This is a genomic window from Stenotrophomonas sp. RIT309, from assembly GCF_000632045.1.
In the GTDB taxonomy this organism is placed as follows: domain Bacteria; phylum Pseudomonadota; class Gammaproteobacteria; order Xanthomonadales; family Xanthomonadaceae; genus Stenotrophomonas; species Stenotrophomonas indicatrix.
Window position 1 is genome coordinate 36,447 of sequence record NZ_JFYS01000006.1, and the last position, 24,064, is coordinate 60,510.

At 67.0% G+C, this 24,064-nt stretch carries 19 protein-coding genes and 1 pseudogene; 9 read left to right on the forward strand and 11 right to left on the reverse strand.

Features of this window, described 5'->3' with window-relative positions:
• The first annotated feature begins 186 nt into the window (after positions 1-186).
• Positions 187-3,231: an autotransporter domain-containing protein gene (locus BW38_RS15520; RefSeq protein ID WP_032975391.1), complete on the forward strand. Its 3,045-nt coding sequence runs from the start codon at positions 187-189 to the stop codon at positions 3,229-3,231.
• Positions 3,232-3,519: 288 nt separating this feature from the next.
• Here BW38_RS15520 and BW38_RS15515 read toward each other — a convergent pair whose 3' ends face one another.
• A complete protein-coding gene (locus BW38_RS15515; RefSeq protein WP_032975393.1) occupies positions 3,520-3,942 on the reverse strand; it encodes a hypothetical protein in 423 nt (140 codons plus the stop codon).
• Between the two features lie 372 nt (positions 3,943-4,314).
• On the opposite strand from BW38_RS15515, the gene BW38_RS15510 reads away from it, so the two are divergent.
• The 4 genes and pseudogenes from BW38_RS15510 to BW38_RS15495 all read left to right on the forward strand — a co-directional run bounded on the left by BW38_RS15510 (position 4,315) and on the right by BW38_RS15495 (position 6,642).
• Positions 4,315-5,355 (forward strand): S41 family peptidase, encoded by a 1,041-nt coding sequence (locus BW38_RS15510; RefSeq protein ID WP_032975447.1) that lies wholly within the window; start codon positions 4,315-4,317, stop codon positions 5,353-5,355.
• A 2-nt stretch (positions 5,356-5,357) separates the two neighbouring features.
• A complete protein-coding gene (locus BW38_RS15505; RefSeq protein ID WP_032975448.1) occupies positions 5,358-5,696 on the forward strand; it encodes a hypothetical protein in 339 nt (112 codons plus the stop codon).
• Between the two features lie 63 nt (positions 5,697-5,759).
• Positions 5,760-6,120: pseudogene (locus BW38_RS21095) on the forward strand (transcriptional regulator).
• Between the two features lie 87 nt (positions 6,121-6,207).
• A complete protein-coding gene (locus tag BW38_RS15495) occupies positions 6,208-6,642 on the forward strand; it encodes an SseB family protein (protein ID WP_032975394.1) in 435 nt (144 codons plus the stop codon).
• A 57-nt stretch (positions 6,643-6,699) separates the two neighbouring features.
• On the opposite strand, the gene BW38_RS15490 is transcribed toward BW38_RS15495, so the two are convergent.
• Both BW38_RS15490 and BW38_RS15485 read right to left on the reverse strand, forming a co-directional pair.
• Positions 6,700-7,920, reverse strand: a complete 1,221-nt coding sequence (locus BW38_RS15490) for a multifunctional CCA addition/repair protein (protein WP_032975395.1) — start codon at positions 7,918-7,920, stop codon at positions 6,700-6,702.
• Between the two features lie 89 nt (positions 7,921-8,009).
• A complete protein-coding gene (locus tag BW38_RS15485; protein WP_032975397.1) occupies positions 8,010-9,995 on the reverse strand; it encodes a transglycosylase SLT domain-containing protein in 1,986 nt (661 codons plus the stop codon).
• A gap of 151 nt (positions 9,996-10,146) precedes the next feature.
• On the opposite strand from BW38_RS15485, the gene BW38_RS15480 reads away from it, so the two are divergent.
• Both BW38_RS15480 and BW38_RS15475 read left to right on the forward strand, forming a co-directional pair.
• Entirely contained in the window at positions 10,147-10,554 is a 408-nt protein-coding gene (locus BW38_RS15480) for a biopolymer transporter ExbD (RefSeq protein ID WP_025878672.1), read from the forward strand.
• Positions 10,555-10,923: 369 nt separating this feature from the next.
• On the forward strand, positions 10,924-13,788 hold the full coding sequence (locus BW38_RS15475) for a TonB-dependent receptor (RefSeq protein WP_032975398.1): 2,865 nt from the start codon (positions 10,924-10,926) through the stop codon (positions 13,786-13,788).
• A 79-nt stretch (positions 13,789-13,867) separates the two neighbouring features.
• Here BW38_RS15475 and fhuE read toward each other — a convergent pair whose 3' ends face one another.
• The 3 genes from fhuE to BW38_RS15460 all read right to left on the reverse strand — a co-directional run bounded on the left by fhuE (position 13,868) and on the right by BW38_RS15460 (position 17,296).
• The gene (gene fhuE, locus BW38_RS15470) at positions 13,868-16,027 is read right to left on the reverse strand and encodes a ferric-rhodotorulic acid/ferric-coprogen receptor FhuE (protein ID WP_032975399.1); all 2,160 of its coding nucleotides are present in this window, start codon (positions 16,025-16,027) and stop codon (positions 13,868-13,870) included.
• A 182-nt stretch (positions 16,028-16,209) separates the two neighbouring features.
• Entirely contained in the window at positions 16,210-16,779 is a 570-nt protein-coding gene (locus BW38_RS15465; protein ID WP_032975400.1) for a M23 family metallopeptidase, read from the reverse strand.
• Positions 16,780-16,822: 43 nt separating this feature from the next.
• Positions 16,823-17,296: an Lrp/AsnC family transcriptional regulator gene (locus BW38_RS15460; protein ID WP_025878668.1), complete on the reverse strand. Its 474-nt coding sequence runs from the start codon at positions 17,294-17,296 to the stop codon at positions 16,823-16,825.
• A 72-nt stretch (positions 17,297-17,368) separates the two neighbouring features.
• Between BW38_RS15460 and BW38_RS15455 the strand changes: the two genes are divergently transcribed.
• Positions 17,369-18,244: an EamA family transporter gene (locus tag BW38_RS15455; protein ID WP_025878667.1), complete on the forward strand. Its 876-nt coding sequence runs from the start codon at positions 17,369-17,371 to the stop codon at positions 18,242-18,244.
• Positions 18,245-18,406: 162 nt separating this feature from the next.
• On the opposite strand, the gene BW38_RS15450 is transcribed toward BW38_RS15455, so the two are convergent.
• The 4 genes from BW38_RS15450 to BW38_RS15435 form a co-directional block, all read right to left on the reverse strand.
• A complete protein-coding gene (locus BW38_RS15450) occupies positions 18,407-19,174 on the reverse strand; it encodes an endonuclease/exonuclease/phosphatase family protein (protein ID WP_032952088.1) in 768 nt (255 codons plus the stop codon).
• Between the two features lie 22 nt (positions 19,175-19,196).
• The gene (locus tag BW38_RS15445) at positions 19,197-20,012 is read right to left on the reverse strand and encodes a thiol:disulfide interchange protein DsbA/DsbL (RefSeq protein WP_025878665.1); all 816 of its coding nucleotides are present in this window, start codon (positions 20,010-20,012) and stop codon (positions 19,197-19,199) included.
• Between the two features lie 106 nt (positions 20,013-20,118).
• The gene (locus BW38_RS15440) at positions 20,119-20,769 is read right to left on the reverse strand and encodes a thiol:disulfide interchange protein DsbA/DsbL (protein WP_032975401.1); all 651 of its coding nucleotides are present in this window, start codon (positions 20,767-20,769) and stop codon (positions 20,119-20,121) included.
• Positions 20,770-20,875: 106 nt separating this feature from the next.
• A complete protein-coding gene (locus BW38_RS15435; protein ID WP_025878663.1) occupies positions 20,876-21,673 on the reverse strand; it encodes a c-type cytochrome in 798 nt (265 codons plus the stop codon).
• A gap of 155 nt (positions 21,674-21,828) precedes the next feature.
• Between BW38_RS15435 and yihA the strand changes: the two genes are divergently transcribed.
• On the forward strand, positions 21,829-22,431 hold the full coding sequence (gene yihA / locus BW38_RS15430) for a ribosome biogenesis GTP-binding protein YihA/YsxC (protein ID WP_025878662.1): 603 nt from the start codon (positions 21,829-21,831) through the stop codon (positions 22,429-22,431).
• Positions 22,432-22,525: 94 nt separating this feature from the next.
• Here yihA and BW38_RS15425 read toward each other — a convergent pair whose 3' ends face one another.
• Complete coding sequence (locus BW38_RS15425; RefSeq protein ID WP_032975402.1) at positions 22,526-23,500, reverse strand: MBL fold metallo-hydrolase; 975 nt, start codon at positions 23,498-23,500, stop codon at positions 22,526-22,528.
• Between the last annotated feature and the right edge of the window lie 564 nt (positions 23,501-24,064).

Here is a 24,064-nt window from a genome sequence, read left to right on the forward strand (position 1 = left end):
CGGGCGATGGGAAATGAATCGGTTCATCGACATGCGGGCTGCGTGACTGCTTCCCGGTTTCACAACGAAAGCGTGACCGACTGCCGATAAGTTCACCTATCGAAACCATTCATGGCAGGGCAGACTGCATCAGCAGTGTCGTACAGAGCATCCGCAGTTCCTGATCCCCCGACCCAGGAGTGCTGTATGTCCCATGTCGTCCCGCGCGGGTTCCGCCAGCACCGCTTGACCGTTTCCCTGCTGCAGATCCTGGCGATGCCCTCGCTGCTCGCCCTGTCCGCCCCTGCCGCCTGGGCAGGGTGCGATGCAACGGCTCCCGTGGCCGGGCAGACCGTCACCTGCAGCAGCACCGCCCCCAATCCCGAGACAGCAGCCATCAGCGCCAGTGGCGCGACGGGCATCACCGTGAATGTTGGCAATGGCGCGCAGCTGCAGCAGGCCGGCGCGGGCAGCGCCGTCTCCCTGCTCGGCGCTGGCGGGCACGTGCTCACCAATCTCGGTGCCATCAGCTCGGCGAGCGGTACCGCGGTACAGCTTGGCGGCGGTAGCCGCGTCGACAACACCGGCAGCATCAGTTCCGGCAGCGGTATCGCACTGCAGTTCAGCGGTGCCGGCGACAGCGAACTGGTCAACCGCGGCACCATCAGTGGCAGCAGCGGCGTGCAGTTCGGTGCCGGCAACGATCGTCTGCAGATGCTGGCCGGCAGCATCAGCGGCGGCGTGCAGCAGGGCGATGGCAACGACGTGCTGCTGCTCAGCGGCGGCACCATCGACAGCCTCGACCAGGGCAATGGCGATGACCAGCTGACCGTCAACGCCGGCACCATCACCGGGCTGGTGACGCAGGGCAGTGGCCGCGATGATTTCGTCATGACCGGCGGCACCATCGGCGCCCTGCAGCAGGGCGACAACATCGACACCTTCCGCATGAGCGGTGGCCGCATCGTCGGCGCGTTCGAAGATGGCGACCAGGCGTGGATGACCGGCGGCCGCATCGGCCGCGTCAACATGAAACTGGACAAGAACCTGTGGGACATGTCCGGCGGCACCGTCGACGGCAACGTGGTCACCGGCTTCGACACCGACACCATCATCATCTCCAACGACGCCTACATCGGCGGCAACATCAGCGTCAGTGGCGGCGCCGACAGCGTCACCATCACCGGTGGCACGGTGCGTGGCCAGGTGCTGCTGAGCACCGGCAACGACACCTTCAACTGGAATGGCGGCGGCATTGTCTACGGCGCCATCGACATGGGCCCCGACGATGACGTCGCGACCCTGGGCAATCTCAACCAGGCCAACCTGGGCGCTGTACCGCTGTTCGATGGTGGCACCGGCAGCGATCGCCTCAGCTTCAACAACGTCAAGACCGCTGGCGTCGGACGCTTCCAGAACTGGGAAGCGATCAGCCTGGCCAGCAGCACCGAGCTCACCTTCGATGGCGACCTGGTGCTGGGCGACAGTGCCACCGGCACCGGCAGCTTGAACGTGGACGAGACCAGCACGCTGTTCGGCGGTGGCGGCAACCATGCGATCCGTCCGTTCGCGGCAGCTGCGCTGGTGAACATGGTCAACGCCGGACGCATTGATCTGACCAACAACAGCGGCGCCGGCGATGCCTTCACCATCCGTGGCAACTACCGCGGCGACGGCGGTGGCGTGTACCTGCAGACCGTGCTGGGTGCAGACGACTCAGCCAGCGACCGCCTGGTCTTTGATGGCGGCAGCGCCACCGGCAGCACCGGCCTGGGCATCATCAACACCGGTGGCGGAGGAGCGGCCACGCTGGTCGACGGTATCCTGGTGGTGCAGGCGCTGAACGGCGCAACCACCGCGCCAGGCGCGTTCTCGTTGTTCGCACCGGTCTCGGCCGGTGCCTACGAGTATTTCCTGTTCAAGGGTGGCGTCAGCGCCGGCACCGGCGAGAACTGGTACCTGCGTTCGACATTGGCGGCCGGGCCGACGCCCGCGCCGAACGGCGGCGGCGAAGTACTGCCGCCGCCACCGCCGACGCCACCGGTGGCGCCACCGCCGCCGATTCCCCCGGCACCCCCACCGCCGCCAGAGGGTGCCATCGATCCGGACCTGACCGCAGGCGAGACGGCACCGCCGCCACCGCCGCCGGAACCTGCGCCCGTAGCGCCGCCCAGTGATCCACCCGTACCGGACGTGCCGGTGGCCGGTGGCAGCCTGCCCGGTACCGGTTCGCCGCCGCCCAGTGCGGGGGCAAGGCCCGCCGCGCCGAACGAGAACGGCCTGGTGCCGCTGTACCGCCTGGAGACCGCGGCCTACGCCGTGGTGCCACCGCTGCTGCGCGAGACCTCGCTGGCCAGCCTGGGGACCTTCCATGAGCGCCAGGGCGAACAGCGCCTGCTGTACAACCAGGGCGCCTTCCGCACGGCATGGGGACGGCTGGTCGGGCAGAGCAGCGAGATCCACTGGAAAGGCGATGCACGGCCCGGCTTCGATGGTGACGTGATGGGTGTGCAGGCAGGCCTGGATGTGTGGGCTGCCAGCGGTGACAGCCACCGCAACCAGATCGGCGTGTTCGTCGGCCGCACCCGCGCCGATGGCAGGATCACCGGCCTGGCCGTGGGCTGGGACAACGTGTTGGTCGGCCAGAGCCGGTTGGACGACAAGCACGTGGGCCTGTACTGGACGTTGACCGACAGCAGCGGCGGCTACATCGACGCGGTGGCGATGCAGAGCCGCTACGACGGCCGCACGCGCTCCTCGCGCGGGCTGGGCATCGACCTCAAGGGCGACGGCACCACGCTGTCGCTGGAAGCGGGCAAGCCACTGCTGCAGTTCGGGCAGTCATCGTGGTGGCTGGAACCGCAGCTGCAGGTCATCTGGCAGCGCAGTTCACTGGATGACCAGCGTGATCTGGTGTCCACCGTTTCCTTCGACAACGACAACGCCTGGACCGGCCGCGTCGGCCTGCGCCTGGCGGGCGATTACCAGTTGGCCGACAACGGCTGGCAGCCGTACTTCAAGTTGAACTACTGGCATGGCCGTTCGGGCGAGGACCGCATCCTGTTCGACAGCGACGCGATCATCAATTCGCAGCGCTCGCGTGCTGTGGAGGCCGGTGTCGGCGTGGTCGGGCGCTTCAACCGCACGATCAGCGCGTATGCCGTGGCCGACTACACCCGCGAGGTTGGTGGCAGCGACAACGGCAAGCGCCGCATCATCGAAGGCAACATCGGCCTGCGCGCGGACTGGTGACGACCTCCGCTTGGGTGGGTGTCGACCTTGGTCGACACGAATCCAACCGACGCCATGACCCGCTCTGGTGGGTGCCGACCCAGGTCGGCACGAATCCCCCCGGCGCCATGATCCGCTCTGGTAGGTGTCGACCTCGGTCGACACGAATCCCTCCAGCGGCATGACCCGCTCTGTTGGGTGCCGACCTGGGTCGGCACGAATCCCTCCAGCGCCATGACCTGCTCTGGTAGGTGTCGACCTCGGTCGACACGCCCTGGCTACCAATCAAGCAATCCCAACGCCGCTGTATTACAACGGCGTACGCCCCAGCAACGCGCCCGCGTGATCGGCCAGCAGCTGCACCGCGTGCAACAGCCCTTCCTCCGTCAGCGGCGGGCACTGCGCTTCCGCGTCGTCCAGTTCACGCGCTGCCTGCGTCGCCAGCAGCACACCCCCCAGCGCCGACAACGCCAGCAGGCAGCGCGTGGTGCAGGCCAGATCGCGCGCCCGTGCCGGCGTGATGCGCAGTTCCGTCCACGGCTCGCCGTCAGCGGCGTGGCAGCGCGTGACGTCGCGCAGCCGCTTGAAGAAGGCGGGCGTGGGAGCAGCTTCATCGGCTTCGGCCAGCGCGTCTTCCAGCGCCTCGGCGGTGGCGTTGGGCAGCTGCAGGTCGGGCAGGGCATCGCCCAGCAATGTGTGCAGGCGCGGATAGGTGGGGTGGAGCGTGGTCATGGCAACAACCTCACAGGGCTGGGCCACCTGCGGAATGCAAGGTGGCGGGCGGTGCGGGTTGGCGTGCCGGTCAAGAGCAAAGAAGAAGCCGACGGACCCAAGGGTCCCCACGCACCGCCCGCCATGGACCGGCAGGTGGTGCATTGTCGCGAGTGCCTGCATCGAGGCAATCGGTCATCTTTGCTCATTGATTCAGGACGCCAATCCCGGCCGGCGCAGGTGGCGCCGGCACAGCGACCTTCGCGCGTTTGCCAGCGTGCCGACATGGGCAAAGTTGTAAATCGCAGTCCGATCCTGACGTGCCTGATGCGACACGCCGCGCGGCGGCCAAGGCGTTATGCTTCGCCTTCATTCAACGACAGGGAGATGTCGATGCGGAACAGCAAAGGATTGCCGGGACGTGCCCTCCTCATCGCCGCGCTGCTGGCAACGACCGCCGCCACTGCGGCTGACGCCATCGAGATTCCATCACCCGCCGCACAGGCACAGCTGCTGGACATGCTTGAACGCGAGGCGCTGTACCGAGGCAGGGTCGATTGGCCTGCCACGCGCACGCGCCTGAAGGATGCGCAGGGCGATCCGGCCAAGGTCCGGACCGTCCTGGCCGAGGCCATCGGTCGCAGTTCAGGCGGTCACGGCAGCTGGATGACCCCGCAACGACAGCAGCAACGCGTGGAGCGTTTCGCCCGCGAAAACGCCACCGCTGCTGCCCGCAGCGAAAGCGACGCCACTCGCGCACGTGACCCGCGTATCGGCCAGGTGCTGATCGAGGGCTATGCGGCAGACCCCGGTGCGCCGCCGCAGCAGCTGCAGCAACAGAACATCCAGCGTGCGGTGCGTTGGCAGAACGCCATCCGTGAAAAGGACAGCACGCCTCGCTGTGGCTGGATCGTCGACCTGCGCGACAACACCGGCGGCAACATGTGGCCGATGCTGCTGGGCGTTGCGCCGCTGCTGCGCACTTCGGCGATGGGTATCGAGGACGTGGGCTCATTCGAGACCGCCGACGGTCCGGTACGCTGGCAGACCACTGCCAGTGGCGTGCGCATGGGCGAGGCGACGCGCCTGGATTTCGGCCAGCCCGGCTATCTGCCCCGCCAGGTTGGCGCGCCGGTGGCGGTGTTGACCGGCCCGCGCACCGCCAGTTCCGGCGAAGCGACCGTACTGGCGTTCCGAGGCCGGGCGCAGACCCGCAGTTTCGGACAGCCCACGGCGGGTGTATCGACGGCCAACGTGGTGCGCCGGCTGGTGGACGGCAGCGCGTTGGTGCTGACCACCAGCGTCATGCGCGATCGCAATGGAAATGGCGACGGGCGGAAGATCGCGCCGGACCAGGCCACCGTCGGCGATGCCGCCACGGTGGCGGCGGCCGAGGCCTGGCTGCTGGCCCAGCCCGCCTGCAAGGAGGGCTGAACCTGCTGCTGATCGGCCAACACGAACGGGTGCTGATTGTCGGCCCCACCGAATCGCACCACTGCCTGCGCTGCCAGACCGAAACCGAATTCGCCCCGCAGCTGCGCTACAGGATGGCGCGCATCGACCTGCTGTTCGGCTTCGTCTACCAGCGCCGCTACGAGCTGGCCTGCACCGGCTGCGAGCACGGCTGGGTGCTGGATACCGAAAGCATGGACCAGCAGCTCGGCGGGGTGCCGATCCCGTTCCGGCACCGCTTCGGCCTGCCGGTGATGCTGGTGGTGGTGGCCGGGCTGGCGGTGGCGGGGTGGATGTGGCGGCATGGACACGGTGGGGGCTGACCGTATAACTGAAGTGCTGCGTGCGGCTTATGATCTGGTTGGCGCTTGTACTGCGGAGTTTCCATGAACATTCGTCCTGTTCGCACAGAAGTCGACTACCAGAACGCGTTGCGCGAGCTGGAGGCCTATTTCGAGAACGAACCTGCGCTGGATAGCGAAGAGGGAGATCGTTTCGAGATTCTCGCCACCTTGGTGGAGGCCTACGAAGCGAAGCACTATCCGATCGAGCTGCCGGACCCGATTGAAGCGATCCGCTTCCGCATGGAGCAGGGCGGTCTGACCGTCAAGGATCTGGTGCCCTCGATTGGTCAGCTCAACCGCGTATATGAGGTATTGAATCGCAAGCGCGGATTGGACCCTGGAGATGATCCGCAATCTGCACCGCAACCTGGGCATTCCGGCGGAAAGCCTGATCGGCCGCTGAGGTCGATTCCGCTGCGGAACGAGGTGTACGTAGCCGGATGCCGGGCCTGCTAAAGTTGCAGCCAGCAACCACGTACCGGAACCGACCATGGACCACGAAACGCCGTTCGAACCCGCCAACGACCTGGAAGTGCGCCTGTTGCAGGCCCAGGATGGAACCCTCACGGCCTCGCAGTTCCTTGACGGCCTGCTGACCGCGCCGGTGTTCGTGCTGCTGGACAAGGCCATCGGTGAAGACGGCGCTTGGGACGAGAGCATTTCGCCGCTGGTGCTGACCAGCGAAAGCGGCGAGCCGATGTTTGCGGTGTTCACCGCGCCCGAGCGCGCGGAGATCTGGCACGAGCAGCTGCCGCAGTTTGCCCACGCCATGCCCATCGCGGTGCATGCACTGCTGTCGGGCATCGGTGAGGGCGTCGGCCTGGTGCTGAACCCCGGCCTGGACGTGGGCATGGAGATGATCCCCGATGCGGTGGAGCAGCTGAAGCAACGCGCGGCGGCGATCACCCGCGGGAAGGCGCACTGATAGCGCTGTGGTTGCCTGCCAGCGGCCGGCACTACCGGTAAAAGTGCCGGATAAGCATCAGCGGGCGGCGGCGATCGCCCGTACACGCGCCTTGGCCAGCGCCTCACCAATGGCCGGGCCTTTGAGGTGTGTGGTGTCCAGGTCACGCGCCTGCACTGACAGCGCCGCCCGGTGAAGGCGCTTGAGTGTTTCGCCCTGCGGGTAGTCGCTGTCCTCGAAACCGAGCCGGCCGCGCTTGTCGGCCTCGCAGCACAGCGCGATGCGTGCCACCCGCTCCGGCCGGCGCAACGCATCGCAGCGGCCCAGCAGTTCCAGCACGGTGGCATCGCGCAGTTCGTCGATGCGATGCACGTTCAGATGCTCGCGGCAGACGGCCTCGGCCAACTGCTGGTGCTCGGTCGGAATCTTCAGGCGCGCGCACAGTGCTTTCAGCGGTTTGATGCCGCGCTGCTCGTGCATGATGTGGCGCGGCCATTCCTCGGCCGGGGTCAGGCCCTTGCCGAGGTCGTGGGTCAGTGCGGCGAAGCCGACCAGGTCATCACCGGGCGCCAGCTTTGCCGCCATGTCGCTGACCATTTCCTGGTGGATGCCGGTGTCGACTTCCGGATGGAATTCCGCGCGCTGCGGTACGCCGTACAGCGCTTCCAGTTCTGGCAGTATCGGGCCAAGCGCGTGCGCGTCGTGCAGGGTGCGCAGGAACGCCGATGGGCGCTCGCACACCAATGCCTTGCGCAGTTCCTGCCACACACGTTCCGGTACCAGCGCGTCGAGCTCGCCACTGGCGGCCACCTCGCGCATCAGCGCCATGGTTTCCGGCGCGACGGTGAAACCGAGCGAGGCGAAGCGGGCCATGAAGCGCGCCGCACGCAGCACGCGTAGCGGGTCTTCAACGAATGCGGGACCGACATGGCGCAGCACGCGCTGCTCGAGGTCGCGCGCACCGCCATAGGGATCGACCAGCGTGCCGCTGTCTTCATCGCAGGCGATGGCATTGATGGTGAAGTCGCGGCGCTGCAGGTCTTCTTCCAGCGTCACCGCCGGATCGGCATCGACCACGAAGCCGCGGTAGCCACGGCCGGATTTGCGTTCGGTGCGGGCCAGCGCGTATTCCTCGCCGGTCTTCGGGTGCAGGAAGACGGGAAAATCACGGCCCACGGCGGTGTAGCCCTGCGCTTCCATCTGCGCGGGCGTGGCGCCGACGACGACCCAGTCACGGTCGCCGGCAGGGCGCTGCAACAGGCGGTCGCGCACGGCGCCGCCGACAAGATAGATCTTCATGGGGGGATGATGGCACGGTAGCGCCGGGCGTGCCCGGCGGAACACATGGCGTTCGCCGGGCATGGCCCGGCGCTACCGATACCACGTGATCAATCGCCGCCCTGGTCGGCGTTGGCGGCGCAGGTGAAGGCCTTGCGCTTGTCCACCAGGCGGCCCATCAGGCGGTCGCTCAGCGGCAATGCGTCGCCATTGAGTCGCCAGTCGTAGATCACGCTGAAGGCCAGCACGCGGGCGACATACTCGCGCGTTTCCTTGTAGCTGATGGTCTCGATCCACAGGTCCGGATCGAAGCCCGGGCGCTGGGTCTGCCAGCGTGCGGTCGGCGTCGGGCCCGCGTTGTAGGCGGCGATGGTCACGTAGGGCAGGCCGTCGTACTTGTTCATCAACTGCCGCAGGTACGCGGTGCCGATGGCGATGTTGGTGTCCGGGTCGTACAGGCTGTCAGCGCCGCCGTAGCCGGTCAGGCCGATGGACCTGGCCACGCCGGCGCCGGTCGCCGGCAGTACCTGCATCAGGCCCATCGCATTGGCAGGCGAACGCGCGCGCGGGGTGAAAGTGCTTTCGGCGCGGATCTCGGCGGCCACCCAGGCCGGGTCGATGGCATTGCGTGCTGATTCACGGCGGATCGTGGCGTCGTGGTGCAGCGGGAAGCGCAGGTCGTACAGGCGTTGCTCCTGCGGCTGCTTGCCGAGCGCGAACACCGCGCGGTCGAACCAACCGTTGTCCTGCGCCACGCGCACGGCGAGGCGACGCTGGGTGTCATCGAAGCGCGACAGCGCATTGTTCCATTCGGCCACCGCCCAGCCGGCGCGGTCGATCTGGTAAAGCGCCATCGCCCGCTGGATGGCCGGATCGCGGGCCACCGCAGCCTGCGCCTGCGCGCTGTCGTTGGGCTTCCACGGGCACAGCGTGTAGGGCTGCTGCAGCTTGTCCGCAGCGAGGAAGCCATGGAAGGTCGGTGCGCGCGCGGCTTCGCGGAACAGCGGCTGCGCCTGCTGTGCCTGGCCGGTCTTTTCCAGCATGCGGCCTTCGAAATAGCGCCAGCGCGAATCGTTGCGCTGGGTCGGGCCCATCTTGCGGATCGCCGCCAGCGTCGCCGGCCAATCGCCGCGCGACATCGCTTCGCGCGCGCGCCATTCGTGCAGGCGCTCGTCATAGGCCGCATCGGGCACGGCATTCAAACGGCGAGCCGAGTCGGGCAGGTACGACGCCACCGTCCACAGGGCGATCTGGTAACGCACCTGGCCCTGCTGTTCGGCGCTCAGGCCCAGCGCCTGCGCGTACTGCGGCAGCTGCTGTTCGGTAGCATCCGGGTCGGCCTTGGCCAGCTTGGCCAGGCCGTCGGTGGCGATGCGCCGGCTGCGCTCGTTGCGCGGCCAGTTCAGGGCGCTGGCATTGGGCTTGTCGACGAAGGCCGCGTAGGTGTTGGCCAAGGCCAGATCACTGGCCGGCAGGCCGCGCGCGGCCGAACGCATCACCGCCGGCTGCTGTGCATCGGCAGCGGCATCGATGCGTTCCCAGCGCAGCGCATCGCTCATGCCACCCTGCGCCTGCAGCACGGCGAACACGGCGTCGCAGGCATCGGGCAACGACTTGCCGTTCTTGCGCCACAGATCCTGGGCTTCACCGATCCACTGCGGGTCCAGCTTGCCGGTGGCCTGGCGCGCTGTCAGCTGCGCACAGCGCAGGCCGAGGTTGTCGGTGGGAGCCCAGTTGGCCAGCAGCGTCGGCCAGTCCTGGCGGCGCGCGACAGAGGGCAGCCAGGCGCTGCGGAAGCTGTTGGCCACGGCCTGGCCCTGATAGCGCTTGAGGAAGGCCTGTGCCTGCGCCGTATCGACGGTGTCGATGTTGCGCCGCAGGTTGGCGAACTCCAGCCAGCCATACGCGGGATGGCGGCTGAGCGCGGCGGCCTGGCCGGGATCGAACTGGCCACGTTCGGCGGCGGCGATGGCGGCCTTCAGCTGGGCGTTCTGGGCATCGAGGGACTGGGCACTCGCGCAGCCGATCAGCAGCGTGGTGGCCAGCGGGAGCAGGGACAGGGCGGTCGAAGATCGTCGGGTCATGGCGACCAGCATAGCGGGCAGTGGCTGAATTCAGTTTCGCATTGTGTACACGGCCGAAGACGGCAACGACAGCTGAATGATGGTGGGATCCGCACTGCCGCGAGGGCGGTTGTGCGGCGTAGGTTTGGGCTGGGGCGACCGGCCCTGCTGCAGGGAGCGGCACATGGCATTCAGTAGCGCAGGAAGAAGCGGCCCGCTGGCGGACATCAACGTCACGCCACTGGTGGATGTAATGCTGGTGTTGTTGATCATCTTCATCGTGACCGCGCCGATGTTGTCGCGGCCGATCAACGTGCAGTTGCCGCAGGCCACCGATCGCGTGGTGGATCGCCCCGAACCGCCGCCGCCGATCGAGCTGCGCCTGGATGCGTCCAGTCAGTTGAGCTGGGACGGGCAGCCGATGGCCATCGGTGATCTGCAGTCGCGCCTGCAGGCGCAGGCCAGCGAGCATGCCGGTAACCTGCCGGAGCTGCGCATCAGCACCGATCCGTCGGCCGAGTACGACGGCATGGCCAAGATCCTGGCCGCCGCCGAAGCCACCGGCATGCAACGCATCGCGTTCGTGCAGTGAGTGGATCACGGGTGCGGCCTTCCCAAGGGAAGGCCGCACGTGTACCGGTAGCGCGGGGTCATACCCGGCGGCAGACCTGCGATGCGCGCCGGGCTTGGCAGAGACCTCTTCGACACTTCGCCGGGCATGGCCCGGCGCTACCGTGACCCCGGCGGGAATGAGCCAGCGCTACGGCGATGTTGTCGTACGCGCATTCTGGTGAATACGTAGGCAAATGACGTTATCTGCTTTCAGAATCGTCAAATTCGCGTGAAAGAGTGTCGGGCATCACGCCGCGATGTTTACCGCTTGTTTACAAAGGAGACGCTGCCGCCATGCAGGGGGGAGCGCGGCAGTCCATGTCCCGACATTCCTTTGGAGAGAGAGCGAATGAATTACCTGCATCACCGCCCCTTGGCGGTTGCCGTCGCGCTGTGCGTGACCGCACTGGCCCCGTTGGGGGCTGCTGCCCAATCGGCCACCACCGACCTGGATCGCGTCGAAGTCACAGGTACCCGCATCAAGCGCGCTGAAGTGGAAGGCCAGGTGCCGGTCCAGACGCTCAACCGCGCCGACATCGAACGCACCGGCCTGACCTCGATCGGTGAAGTGCTGCAACAGCTCACCGGCTCGGGCTCGGCGCTCAATGCCAAGTTCAATTCGTCGGGCAACTTCGGTTTCCCACCCGACGGCAGCGGCGTCGGCGCGGGTTCGGCGCAGGTGGACCTTCGCCATCTCGGTGCCAAGCGTGTACTGGTGCTGGTCGATGGCATCCGCTGGGTCAATGAATCCTCGGCCTCGGGCGTGGGCTCGGCCACCGACCTCAACACCATCCCGCTGGCGATCGTTGAGCGCATCGAAGTGCTGGAAGACGGCGCATCGTCGCTGTACGGCTCCGATGCCATCGCCGGTGTGGTCAACATCATCACCCGCCGCGATTTCGATGGCGGCCAGGTGACGATGAACTACGGCCAGTATGGCAAGGGCGATGGCACGCAGAAGGGCGTGGACCTGGCCTGGGGCAAGAGCGGCGACCGTTACAGCCTGTTCCTGGGGGCAAGCTGGACCAAGCAGGACCCGGTGTATGCGAAGGACCGCGAGCAGTCGCGCTTCCCGATCCCCGGCACCGGCCTGGCCTTCGGCAGCGGCGGCATTCCGCAGGGGCGCTTCGCCTTCGTCGATCCCAACACCGGTGCCGAACAGGACATCGTGCCCAACACCGGCGTGAGCAGCCCGCGTTACGACGGCAGCGCCGGCTGCAACCGCACCGACGACTACCACTGCTTCACCAGCGCCGATCGCTTCAACTTCGCCGAATACAACATGGTGCTGACACCGTCGGAGCGTAAGGGCCTGTTCGGCCAGTTCCGGTTCGACATCACCGACAACGTGCAGTGGTACGTCAAGGCACTGGGCAACCGCCGCGAGTCGACCAACCAGGCCGGCCCGGAGCCGCTGTTCTTCGGCCCTGATGGCGCCACCGGCAATCCGCTGGCCGACAACATCGTCGTCTCGGCACTGAACCCGTACAACCCGTTCGGCTTCGACCTGGTGTCGTCGGGCAACATGAGCCTGATCGGCCGCCGCCCGGTGGAAGGCGGCGCGCGCGTATTCGAACAGCAGGTGGATACCACGTACTTCGCCACCGGCCTGGTCGGCAACTTCCAGGCCGCTGACCGCAGCTGGTACTGGGACGTCAACGGCATGTACAGCAAGAACAAGGCCGAGCAGACCAACTACGGCAGCTACGACATCTACAACGTCAACATGGCGCTGGGCGATCCTGCGGTGTGCGCGGCCACGCCGGGCTGCGTACCGCTGAACATCTTCGGTGGCGCCGGTTCGATCACCCCGGACATGCTGCGCTGGATCCAGCCGGTGGTGCGCGACCGCAGCCAGAACGAGCTGAGCCTGTTCACCGCCAACCTGTCCAGCGATCTGTTCACCCTGCCGGCCGGCCCGGTGTCCTTCGCCACCGGTCTCGAACATCGCAAGTACAAAGGTTCGTACCAGCCTGACCCGCTGACGGTGATCGGCCACTACAACGGCGTACCGTCGCAGCCGACGTCCGGCTCCTACGACGTCAACGAAGCGTACCTGGAGCTGAGCGTGCCGATCTTCGCCGACTCGGCACTGGGCAAGAAGCTGGACCTGAGCCTGGCTGGCCGCTACTCGGATTACTCGACCTTCGGTGGCGAGTTCACGCCCAAGTACGGCCTGCGCTGGCAGGTGACCGATGACTTCGTGCTGCGTACCACCTACGCCGAAGGCTTCCGCGCACCGTCGATCGGCGAGCTGTACGGCTCGGCTGCGCGTGCTGACCTGCAGTTGTTCGATCCCTGCTCGGTGGGCCTGGGTGGCACACCGCCACGTGGCAGTGCGGCCAACTGCGCATCGCTGGGCGTGCCGACCGGCTTCCAGCAGGCCAACTCGCAGATCTCGGTGACCACCGGCGGCAACCGCGAGCTGGAGCCGGAGCGGTCGCGCAGCTTCAGTGCCGGTTTCGTGTGGAGCCCCTGGTTCGGCAACGATGCATCGTGGTCGGAGCGCTTCGACGTGGAAGTGACGTTCTACCGCCACAACATCGATGGCGCGATCCAGGCGATCAACGCGCAGACACAGCTGGACCTGTGCGTGGATACCCTGGACCCGATCTACTGCGACGGCATCACGCGTGCCAGCACCGGTGCGGTCAGCAGCTTCAACAACCGCCTGACCAACCTGGGTTCAATCAAGACCGACGGCTGGGATGTGGATCTGTTCTGGACCCTGCCGCAGAGCTCGATCGGCCAGTTCAAGCTGGGCTGGAAGAACACGTTCGTCGGTCGCTATGAGGCCACCGGTGCGGCCGGCCAGCGGCAGCCGCAGAAGCCCGGCGTGGAAGTGGCTGACAGTTCGATTCCGGAATGGACCAGCAACGCCAGCATCGGCTGGACGCTGGACAACTGGAGCGCCAACTGGACGGTACGCCACATTTCCGAACTGACCGAAGACTGCGGTGACGCCGTGGCGTTCCCGGTGTGCAGCAACCAGGCCGCCGGCACCAACACGCTGTCGGCCACCACCTTCCATGACATGCAGGTGGGCTACAAGATCGACTGGATGAAGGGCCTGCAGCTGACGGCGGGCCTGAACAACGTGTTCGACAAGGACCCGCCGATCTGCCTGTCGTGTTCGTTGAACGGCTATGACGCCTCCACCTACGACATCCCGCGTGGCCGTTACTGGTACCTGCGCGCGGACCTGCGGTTCTGATGTGGGTACAGCAGCGCCGGAGAGATTCCGGCGCTGCTGTTGCCGCGGTAGCGCCGGGCCATGCCCGGCGACGTTTTCTTCAGAACGACCAGGTAAACGTCAGCGAGCCGTTGCGACCATCGCCATACGCACCGTAGCCATTGATCTGCGAGAGGTACTTCTTGTCCAGCAGGTTGTTGAGGTTGGCCTGCACGCTGAACTCCGGCGAGATGCGGTAGCGCACGAAGGCGCTGACCAGTGCGTAGCCGCTCTGCTCGATGCGGCCATAGGCCGGCACCGGGTAGTAGATGCGGTTCTGCCAGTTGGCACCGCCGCCGACAGTCAGTTCCTGCAGCGACTGCGGGGTGTAGCTGGTGAACAGCTTCAGCGCGGTCTGCGGCAGGTTGGTGTTGATGTCGGCATCGTTGGCATCCTTGGCCACGTAACGGGAGGCGCCGAACGTGGCGTTCCAGCCCGGTGCCAGTTCGCCGTTGAGCTCGAACTCGAAGCCACGGCTCACCGTGCCGCGTGCGGCGCGATAGGCGAATTCGTTCTGGCTGCCGGGCACCGGCTCGCCAGTGATCTGGCCGACGTTGTCCTGTTCGATGCGGAACACCGCCAGCGAGGCATTCAAACGGTTGTCGAACCAGGCGCCCTTGACGCCCACTTCGTAGCTTTTGCCATCCACCGGGTCCAGATAGCTGCCGTTGCGGTCCTTCAACGTCTGCGGCTGGAAGATCTCGGTGTAGCTGGTGTACGTCGAGTAGGTGTCGTTGATGTCGAACACGAGGCCGGCATACGGCGTGGTCACCTTGTGCTCGCGATCTGCGCCTTCGCCCTCGCTCTTCCAGTCGGTGTAGCGCGCGCCGATGATCAGCTTCAACGGATCGGCCAGCGACAGGCGTGCGGCGGCATAGCCGGCCTTCTGGGTGATGGTGCCCTCGCTGGCCAGCGCCAGCGGGTTCCAGTTCGGCTCGCTGATGTTGCCCGTCCAGTTCAGGTAACTGGCGAACGGGTCCCAGCTCTGGCCGGCGCCGCCGACCTGGTAGTCGCCGTAGTTGGCGTAGTCGCGCTTGTTGTAGCTCAGCCCGGCCATGAACTGGTGCTCGCGGCCGAACAGCTGGAACGGACCATCAACATAGCCATCGACACCGGTGACCTTGCGCTCGGTGTTGTAGAAGCCTGCGGACGGCGAAATACCTGCACCGGTGGTCTTGTCGAAGTTCGAGGCGCCGGTGGTCCAATCGTTGTACGCAGGGTAGAACAGCTTGTCGTCGGCCTTGGTCTGGTCATGCGTTGCGCCGATCTTGAACTTCCAGCCGTTGCTGAAGGCGTGCTGCAGGGTGGCGAACGCGCGCTTGCTGGTGGTGTCCCAGTAGGTCCAGTTCGGGCTGGCGTTGAACGATTCGTCGTACGGGGTCGCGCTGCCGTCGGAGTACAGCATCGGGAAGCCACCCCAGGTCGCGCCGTTGGCGCGCTTCTGCTGGTAGTCGTAGCCCACGCTGAGCTGGGTATCCGGGGTCAGGTCGGCGTCGATCACCGCATAGCCCAGCGTCTTGCGCTGGTTGTAGCGGTCCATCTGCCCATCGGTGTCCAGGTAGCTGCCGATCACCCGGCCGCGTACGGTGCCGCTGGCGTTGAGTGCGCTGCCCACGTCCACGGTGGTGCGGGTGCGGCCCCAGCTGCCGACGTTGACCGACACGCTGCCGGTCAGTTCGGCGCTGTCGGCGTGCTTGCGGATCAGGTTCACCGAGGCGGAAGGATTGCCGGCGCCGCTGAGCAGGCCGGTGGCGCCACGCACCACTTCCACGCGGTCATACAGGGCCAGGTCCAGGCCGGAGTCACCGTAGCTCCAGTTCTGCACCATCTGCGTGGGCAGGCCATCGAACTGGTACGCATCGATGTAGAAGCCGCGCGCATAGAACTCGGTGCGCTCGCTGTCGGACTGGGTGCTGGTGACGCCGGTGGTGTTGCCCAGCACGTCGATGATGTCGTCCAGCTGCTGATCTTCGATGCGCTGGTGGCTGATGATGCTGACCGACTGCGGGATCTCGCGCGGCGCCAGGTCGAAGCGGGTGCCGGCCGAGGTACGGCGCACCGAATAGCCTTCGGCGCGCTCGCCCTTTACTACGACCTTGTCGAGGGTGGTCGGGTCGGTGGCGGTTTCGGCGAAAGCGGTGGGTGCGACGGCGCAGAGCGCGACGAGCACGGCAACGGACAGCCGCTGCGGCTGCGGGGTACGGAAGGCGGGACGGATCATGCGGATTCCTGCAACGGGCACGCGCGTTCGGCCGTCATCCAGGAGTCGAGGCGCTACGGGTAGGGGAAGGGCGGGCAGGCCGTCCTGGCACCACCGGAAACGAAAGAAATGGTAATACGAACTATTCCTATTTACAAATCATGAGCAAACGCGTGCGGCCTCGCGGCTCGGCTCGGTTGCCGTCAGCGGGTGCTCTGCGGTTGCAGCAGCGGCAGCGGGTCCCGCGCGCCGTCGGCGCCATAGATGCCCCAATGCAGATGGGGCGGCGTGCCCTTGGCGTTGCCGCTGTCGCCAACATGGCCGAGCAGGTCGCCGGGTTGCACCACCTGGCCGCGCGCCAGGCCATCGGCCCAGTCTTCCAGGTGCGCGTAGTAATAGCGCTCGCGTCCCGGCCCGATCACCCAGACCTGGCGGCCACCGAGTCCGCTGTCGCGGATGTCGGCGACAACGCCGGGGGTAGCGCTGCGCACCGGCGTGCCGCGCTTGCCGAAGATGTCGATACCCGCGTGCGTGCGGTCGCGCCCGCGCGGTGCGCCGAAGGTATCGGCGATCTGCCGGGGCCGCACGCCGTCCACCGGCACCGGCAGTTGCGTGGCCGGTGGCATGCGCGAGAGTGTCCACAGCATCTTCGGTGCGGCAGCCCACGGGCTGTTCCAGAAGGCCATCGCCGCGATGACCAGGATCAGCAGGAAGGCGCCACGCAGCAACCAGCGGCGCAGGCGTCTGGCGTTGGAGGGGGAAGCGGTGTTCATGCGTCACCAGTGTAGGAGCAGGACAGGCTCGACGGCATCTGCGTCATGTCAGCGGCACGTCGAACCCGCGCTTCAACGTGCCCAGCGCCACCGACGTGCGGAAGCGCTCGATGTTGTCATCACCGCCGAACAAGCGCTCGGTGATCGCCTCGTATTCCTCCATCGATGCCGCCGAGAGCAGCAGCAGGAAATCGCCGTCGCCGGTGATCGAGTAACACTGCTGCACGGCAGGGTCGTCCTGCACGCGGCGGCGGAACGGGGCGACCTTCTCGCGCTGTTCGCTGACCACGCGCACCTCGACGATGATGGTCAATGGCCGGCCGATTTTCGCAGCGTCGATCACCGCCACGTTGGCGGCGATCACCCCGCTGTCCTGCAGGCGCCTGATCCGCCGCTGCACCGCCGGCGTGGACAGGTGCACGGCTTCGGCGATCTGCCGCTGCGGCAGGGTGTTGTCCTGCTGCAGGAGGGCGAGGATGGCGCGGTCGAAGCTGTCCAGCACGGGGGCGGTGGCCATGGTGAGCAGAAGTTGCACGGACGGGCCGTCAATTGAGCCAAGTGCTCGCCGCCGACGCAATAGACTGGCGGCATGCAGACTTCTCGAATCGCGCCGATGTTGCCGGCGCTGGCGGTGCTCGGCTCGGTCACCGCACTGGCCATTGGTACCTCCTACGCCAAGCAGCTGTTTCCGTTGATCGGCGCGCAGGGCACCAGCGCGCTGCGCGTGGGCTTTTCGGCGTTGTTGCTGCTGCTGTTCTGGCGGCCATGGCGCTGGAAGACCAGCCGCGTGGATGCGGTCACCATCCTGCGCTACGGCCTCACCCTGGGCCTGATGAACCTGTTGTTCTACATGGCCTTGCGCACGATCCCGTTCGGCATCGCGGTGGCCATCGAATTCACCGGCCCGTTGACGGTGGCGATGCTGTCGTCGCGGCGGCCGATCGATTTCCTGTGGGTGGGTTGCGCGGCGGTCGGGCTGCTGTTGCTGCTGCCGATCGGCGGCGGCCCGGCACTGGACCCGGTGGGCGTGCTGTACGCCATGGGGGCGGCAGCGTGCTGGGGCCTGTACATCGTGTTCGGCAAGCGCGCCGGCCACCTGCACGCCGGGCATTCGGTGTCGCTGGGGCTGCTGGCCGCGTCGCTGGTGGTGGTGCCGGTGGGCGTGGTGCATGCCGGCGCGGCGTTGCTGGAGCCGAAGATCCTGCTGGCCGGGCTGGTGGTGGCGCTGGTGTCCAGCGCGATCCCGATGTCACTGGAAATGATGGCGCTCAAGCGCCTGCCCAAGGAGACCTTCGGCATCCTGATCAGCATGGAACCGGCGGTGGCCGCGCTGTGGGCGATGCTGCTGCTGCATGAGCACCTGCATGGCCTGCAGTGGCTGGCCATCGGCTGCACGGTGCTGGCCTCGGTGGGCAGCACGATGACCGCACGGCGGTTGAAGGTGCCGGTGGCGCAGGCGGGGTAGCGCTGGGCCATGCCCGGCGGAGAGCGTGCGGACCAACGGTCCGCACCCACCAGCTCAGCCTGCCAACGGGGTCCGCACCACCAGGGCAGCTTTCCAACCAAGGTTGGGCCCTTACCAGGGGCGGTAGCGCCGGGCCATGCCCGGCGAGCGCAGCGGCAGGGCTCAGCGCAGGGCGTCGGCCGGGACGTCGATTGCCATCGCCAAGGCAAGATGGTCGGAGAACGCAGCGGGCACCGCTTCCACGGTGCGGGTCTGCAGGCCGCTGCTGACCAGGATGTGGTCGATGGCGCGGTCGGGGCGCCAGCTGGGGAAGGTCGGCACGATGCAGCCGGGCGGCTGCAGCCGGGTCTTCTGGTACAGCACCTGCATTTCCGGACGTTCGGCCAGGCAGTTGAAGTCGCCCATCAGCACCGCATTGGGGTGGTCGGACAACAGCTCGGCAATGAAGCCGAGCTGGGCCATCCGCGAACCGGCGCCCAAGGACAGATGCGCTACCGCAACGGCCAGGCCATCGCGGCCATCGCCGAACTTGGCCAGCAGCACGCCGCGCCCGCCGATACGGCCGGGCAGGGCGTGGTCCTGCACTTCCACCGGTTCCAGCTTGCTCAGCAGGCCGTTGGCGCTGGAGGCGACGCCACCCATGCGCCGGTTCGGCTGGTGGCTCCAGTAATTGAAGCCGGCGCGTTGGGCCAGGTAATGGGTCTGGTTGGTGAAGCCCGAGCGCAGGCTGCCCGGGTCGGCCTCCTGCAGGCCGACGATGTCATGACCGCGCGCCAAAGTGGCAATCGCGTCAAGGCTGCTGCGCTTGCGACCCGCCGGCAGCGCATGTGACCAGCTGCGGGTCACATAGTCGCTGTAGCGGCGGGTACTTGAGCCGGCCTGGATGTTGGCCGTCAGCAAGCGCAGGGTCCGTGTTGTGGGGGAAGTCACGGCCGGAAAAACGTCTCTTTGATCAGTGAGCCTGGGCCGCACCGCGTTCGCGGGCGATCAGGTGGTCGGCAATGCGCAGCATGTCCGGGAAGCTCTTGCCCTTCACCAGGTACTTGCCGTTGACGATGATCGACGGGGTGCCGCTGATCTGGCTGCGCTGGGCGAACTGCTTGGCCGAGTTGGTCTTGGCATTGACCGCGAAGCTGCCCATGGTGGCGGCGAACTGCTTCGGATCCACGCCGTAGGCACCATAGAACTTGGCGATGTCATCGACCGAATCAGCACCGCGCTCGCCCTTCAGGGTCTTCTGCGAGTGGATGGCCGAGTACAGCGCTTCGTGAGTCTTCTCCTGCACGCCCAGGGTCTGTGCGGCGTAGAAGGCACGGGCGTAGTTGTCCCAGGTGCCGCCGAACATGGCCGGCACGTAGACGAAGTTCACATCGCTCGGCAGGCCAGCCTTCCACGGGCCGACCAGCGGCTGGAACGCAGCGCAGGCCGGGCAGACGTAACCGAAGATCTCGACCACTTCGACCTTGCCGGCGGCCGGCTGGAACGGCTGGCCGTTCGGGATCAGCTGGTAGTCGGCGCCTTCCACCGGGGCCGGGCCGGTCAGCGCGGCGGTGGTCGGGGCAGGTGCAGCGCTGGCAGCGGTCTTGTCACCTTCGGCAGCCGGTGCAGCGGCTTCGCCGCCTGCGGCCGGCGCGGCCGGTTCGGTGCTGGCCGGGGTCGCTGCCGGTTCTGCCGGGGCGGAGGTGTTGGTGGTGCCATCGTCGGCCTTGCAGGCCGCCAGGATCGGCAGCAGCGCTGCGAGGGCGAGGGCGGCGAAACGGGTCTTCATGGAAGCGTCTCCAGCATCTGGAAAGGTGGGGCCGGCGTCAGGCGCCGGCCAGAGGGAAATGATGACATGCGGCGGCGACAGCGCCGTGTCGATGGTGTGTGTTGGTTCAGCGGCCGCGGGCGGCGCGGGCCTGGGCGATCAGCGCCGAGGCGATGCGCAGCTGGTCGTCGAAGCTCTTGCCACGGACCAGGTACTGGCCATTGATGATGATGGCCGGGGTGCCAGGCACCTGGGTGCGCTGGGCGAAGGCACGGGCGGCATCGACCTTCTTCTGTACCGCCTCGCCGCGCAGGGCCTGCGTGTAGCGCTCCGGGGCCACGCCGTAGGCCTTGTAGAAGTTGGCGAGCTCATCGGCCGAGACGTTCTGCATCGGCAGCGTGCCGTCATCGTGCAGGGCCTTGAACACAGCGGCGTGGCTGCGCTTGGCCACGCCCACTTCGTCGGCGGCGTAGTAGGCCAGTGCCCAGGCATCCCAGGCACCGCCGAAGGCGGCCGGGACCGGGGTGAAGCGCACGTCGGCCGGCAGCTTGGCGGCCCAGGCGGCCAGCTGCGGTTCGAAATGGGCGCAGTGCGGGCAGGTGTAGCCGAACACCTCGACCACCTCGATCTTGCCGGCCAGCGGCTGGAACGGGCCAGGCTGGGCGATGCGCTCGTAGTCTTTGCCTTCGACCAGCGGGGCGTTGGCGGGGGTGGCGGCGCAGGCCGCCAACGGCAGCAGCACCAGCAGGGACAGCAGAAGGCGGGGAATCAACCTCATCGACACGCATCTCCGTTGAAAATGACAACGCCGGCGCAGCCGCCGGCGTGAAGGAAACATACCGCAGCGACGGGCCGTCGTGGCGACCGGCGCCGACCAGTGGCGGTCAGGGGGCGGCAGCCGGTCGCGTCGAAGCGCCTTCGGCGGCGAGATCGTCGGCCTTGTTGTGCAGGCCCTGCAGGTAGCTGGAAAGGGCCTGCACCTCCTGCTCGGTCAGCTTCTGCGCCACCGTGGCCATGATCTGGAAGTGCGCCTTGTCGGTCTCGTTGGTCTGTCCGGCCTGGTACTCCTGCAGGCGCCGGGCGACATAGCTGGCGTGCTGGCCGCCGATGTGCGGGTAGGCCGGGCCGGGGTTGCCGGCGCCGCTGGGGCCGTGACAGGCCATGCAGGCCGGCAGCCCGCGCTGGGCATCGCCGCCGCGGTAAAGCTGCTGGCCGATCTGGTAGAACTTCATGCCCTTGTACGGGCCCTCGGCCACCGGCGTGTCGTCGGCGATGCCGGCGTTGGCCTTCTGCGTGGCGAAGAACGCGCCGATGTCGCGCATGTCCTGCGGGGTGAGGTTCTGCACGAAGGGCACCATCGCCACGGCGGCGCCGGAACTGCGCTGGCCATTGGCGATCAGGGCCATCTGCTGGGCGACGTAGCGCTCGCTCTGGCCGGCGATGCTGGGATACATCTCCACCGTGGAATTGCCATCGGCACCATGGCAGGCGGCACACGCGGTGGCCTTGGTCTGGCCGGCCTTGGCGTCGCCCCAGGTGGTCTTGCTGAAATCCACCTCGAGCGAGGCGGTCTTGATCGGGCCGTTGTCGGGCAGCGGGGTCAGCGTGGTCTGCGCAAAGGCAGCAGCGGCAACAACGGCAGTAGCAAGGGCGGATACGGCAAGAACGCGAGCGTGGCGCATGCTGAAGCTCCGTATGGACCGGCCGGGCGGCGGCGGCCGGCATCGCCCGGATTATCAACGCCGTTTCCTTGCACGGTCAACGCAGCAGTGCAGCATTTTCCCGCTGGAAGGCCCCGGGCCGGGCGCGCGGCGCCGCAACATGCGATCCTATGCGCATGTCATTGCTCATCGAACGCGCCCAATACCACCTCTCTGCCCACAACATGGGGCAGCTGCCGCCCGATGAAGGTTCTGAAGTGGCCTTTGCAGGTCGCTCCAACGCCGGCAAGTCCAGCGCGCTCAATGCGCTGACCCGCCAGAACAGCCTGGCTCGGGTCTCCAAGACGCCTGGCCGGACCCAGCAGCTGGTGTTCTTCCAGGTTACCCCGGACGCCCATCTGGTCGATCTGCCCGGTTACGGCTACGCCAAGGTGCCGCTGGACCTGCAGGCGCACTGGCAGGCCTTCATCGACCGCTACTTCCGCACCCGCGAGGCCTTGAAGGGGCTGGTGGTGGTGATGGACATCCGTCATCCGCTGAAGGACTACGACCGGCAGATGCTGGCCTACGCCGTGCAGCGTGGCCTGCCGGCGCATGCGCTGCTGACCAAGGCCGACAAGCTCAGCCGCAGCCAGCAGATGCAGACCCTGCAGAAGGTACGCAAGGAACTGCATTCGTCGTTCGGCGATACGGTGAGTGTGCAGGTGTTCTCCGGCTCGGCCCGTACCGGCGTGGATGAAGCCCGCGGCATCATCGGCGGCTGGCTGGGGCTGGAATAAGGCGCTCCGCTGCGCTCGCCGGGCATGGCCCGGCGCTACCCTGATGTTTTCCGTCACCGCGATGCGGTAGCGCCGGGCCATGCCCGGCGGCACATCATTTCAGTGGCGAATATTCCGCCGGTACCCATGCATAGGCCTTGCCTTCGCTGCGCACGTGCCCCAGGCCGGGGAAGGGCAGGTGCGCGCCAGCAACCCACCAGCCCTTGGCGGTGGCTTCCTGCAACAGGCTGCGACGGCTGGCCGTAGCCGCCTTGCGATCCGAATCGGCCTCGAATGCCGCTTCCGGGTGTGCGAACTGCACCGCATGGAAATGCAGCACATCGCCCCACACCAGCAGTGACTGGCCCTGGCTGTCGAAGCGGTAGGACACATGCCCCGGCGTGTGGCCGTGGGTATCCATCGCCACCGCCTGCCCCGGCAGGGCGTCGCCAGGCTGGAAGGTGTGCAGGCGACCGGCGGCCTGGTACGGCGCGATCGCGTTGCGTGCCAGCGCGAAGGCAAAGCGCACGCCCTGCGGTGCCGTGGCTTCGCTGGCCGGGTCGAGCCAGTAGCGGGCATCGGCCTTGGACAGCCACACCGTCGCATTCGGATAGGCCGGCTTGCCCTGTGCATCGAGGATCCCGCACAGATGATCGGGATGGGCATGGGTCAGCAGCACTTCATCGATCTCGGCCGGGTCTACGCCGGCCGCACGCAGGTTGCCCAGCACCTGGCCCTGGTCAGGGCCGAAGCACTTCGCGGTGCCGGCATCGACCAGGGTCAGGTGCTTGCCCTGGCGCACCAGGAAGGCGTTGATCGCGGTCTGCAGGCCCTTCTTGTCTTCGGGCACATAGCGGCCTTCGAGCAGGCGGCTGACCAGCGTTGGCGGCACGTCGACCACTTCCTGCCGGCCGAGCGCAACCACGCCGTCGAACAGGGCCGTGACCTGCAGCGCACCGATGCGCTGGTGATGCACGCCCGGCACCTGCTGGGTGGGGGCGGGCGAGGTGGCCTCGGCCAGCGCGGCCAGCGGCAGGGAGGACAGGGCCAGCAGGAGGGCGGCGTGCAATGGCAGATGACGCAGGGTCATGGCGGTTCTTCTCGGTGAGTGATGGGCAGGCCCGTTGCGCACAGCGTGCCGTGTTGCGCGTGCGTGCGGCGCTCAAAGCACTGCGCGGAATGCTCAATGGGGGTTATCGGCAGGGCTGTGCCCTGCACCCGCAGAGGCAACAGCAACGGCAACGGCAACGGCCGAAGCAACAGCAGAAGCTGGTTTCCTGTGGGATGGCGGGGTGGGTCCGGTTGCGGGGGACGCTGCAAGTACGTCCATGTAAGCTCGGTCGCCGCATCCATGCGGCTCACGCCCCCGCAACCGGACCCACCCCGCCTTCGACAGATTCCCGCGATCTGTTGGAATGGCATGACCTGCCTTTGGTGGGTGTCGACCTTGGTCGACACGTAGATCCACGCCATGCGTGGATGCTCTTCGAATTCAATTCGGAATCATCGAAATGAATCGAATGGAATTGGAGGAAATCATCCACGCATGGCGTGGATCTACTGGCCACCGGAATCTGTCAGAGGTGGGGCGGTGTCGGATTGCGGGGTGTCCGCGGCATGGATGCCGCGGCCAAGCCCCCATGGATGGGTTTAC

What these genes read in the sequence shown, in the direction of transcription:
- BW38_RS15520 (WP_032975391.1), top strand. Translation starts at nt 187, where the DNA reads ATGTCCCATGTCGTCCCGCGCGGGTTCCGCCAGCACCGCTTGACCGTT.
- BW38_RS15515 (WP_032975393.1), bottom strand. Translation starts at nt 3,942, where the DNA reads ATGACCACGCTCCACCCCACCTATCCGCGCCTGCACACATTGCTGGGC.
- BW38_RS15510 (WP_032975447.1), top strand. Translation starts at nt 4,315, where the DNA reads ATGCGGAACAGCAAAGGATTGCCGGGACGTGCCCTCCTCATCGCCGCG.
- BW38_RS15495 (WP_032975394.1), top strand. Translation starts at nt 6,208, where the DNA reads ATGGACCACGAAACGCCGTTCGAACCCGCCAACGACCTGGAAGTGCGC.
- BW38_RS15490 (WP_032975395.1), bottom strand. Translation starts at nt 7,920, where the DNA reads ATGAAGATCTATCTTGTCGGCGGCGCCGTGCGCGACCGCCTGTTGCAG.
- BW38_RS15485 (WP_032975397.1), bottom strand. Translation starts at nt 9,995, where the DNA reads ATGCTGGTCGCCATGACCCGACGATCTTCGACCGCCCTGTCCCTGCTC.
- BW38_RS15480 (WP_025878672.1), top strand. Translation starts at nt 10,147, where the DNA reads ATGGCATTCAGTAGCGCAGGAAGAAGCGGCCCGCTGGCGGACATCAAC.
- BW38_RS15475 (WP_032975398.1), top strand. Translation starts at nt 10,924, where the DNA reads ATGAATTACCTGCATCACCGCCCCTTGGCGGTTGCCGTCGCGCTGTGC.
- fhuE (WP_032975399.1), bottom strand. Translation starts at nt 16,027, where the DNA reads ATGATCCGTCCCGCCTTCCGTACCCCGCAGCCGCAGCGGCTGTCCGTT.
- BW38_RS15465 (WP_032975400.1), bottom strand. Translation starts at nt 16,779, where the DNA reads ATGAACACCGCTTCCCCCTCCAACGCCAGACGCCTGCGCCGCTGGTTG.
- BW38_RS15460 (WP_025878668.1), bottom strand. Translation starts at nt 17,296, where the DNA reads ATGGCCACCGCCCCCGTGCTGGACAGCTTCGACCGCGCCATCCTCGCC.
- BW38_RS15455 (WP_025878667.1), top strand. Translation starts at nt 17,369, where the DNA reads ATGCAGACTTCTCGAATCGCGCCGATGTTGCCGGCGCTGGCGGTGCTC.
- BW38_RS15445 (WP_025878665.1), bottom strand. Translation starts at nt 20,012, where the DNA reads ATGAAGACCCGTTTCGCCGCCCTCGCCCTCGCAGCGCTGCTGCCGATC.
- BW38_RS15440 (WP_032975401.1), bottom strand. Translation starts at nt 20,769, where the DNA reads ATGAGGTTGATTCCCCGCCTTCTGCTGTCCCTGCTGGTGCTGCTGCCG.
- BW38_RS15435 (WP_025878663.1), bottom strand. Translation starts at nt 21,673, where the DNA reads ATGCGCCACGCTCGCGTTCTTGCCGTATCCGCCCTTGCTACTGCCGTT.
- yihA (WP_025878662.1), top strand. Translation starts at nt 21,829, where the DNA reads ATGTCATTGCTCATCGAACGCGCCCAATACCACCTCTCTGCCCACAAC.
- BW38_RS15425 (WP_032975402.1), bottom strand. Translation starts at nt 23,500, where the DNA reads ATGACCCTGCGTCATCTGCCATTGCACGCCGCCCTCCTGCTGGCCCTG.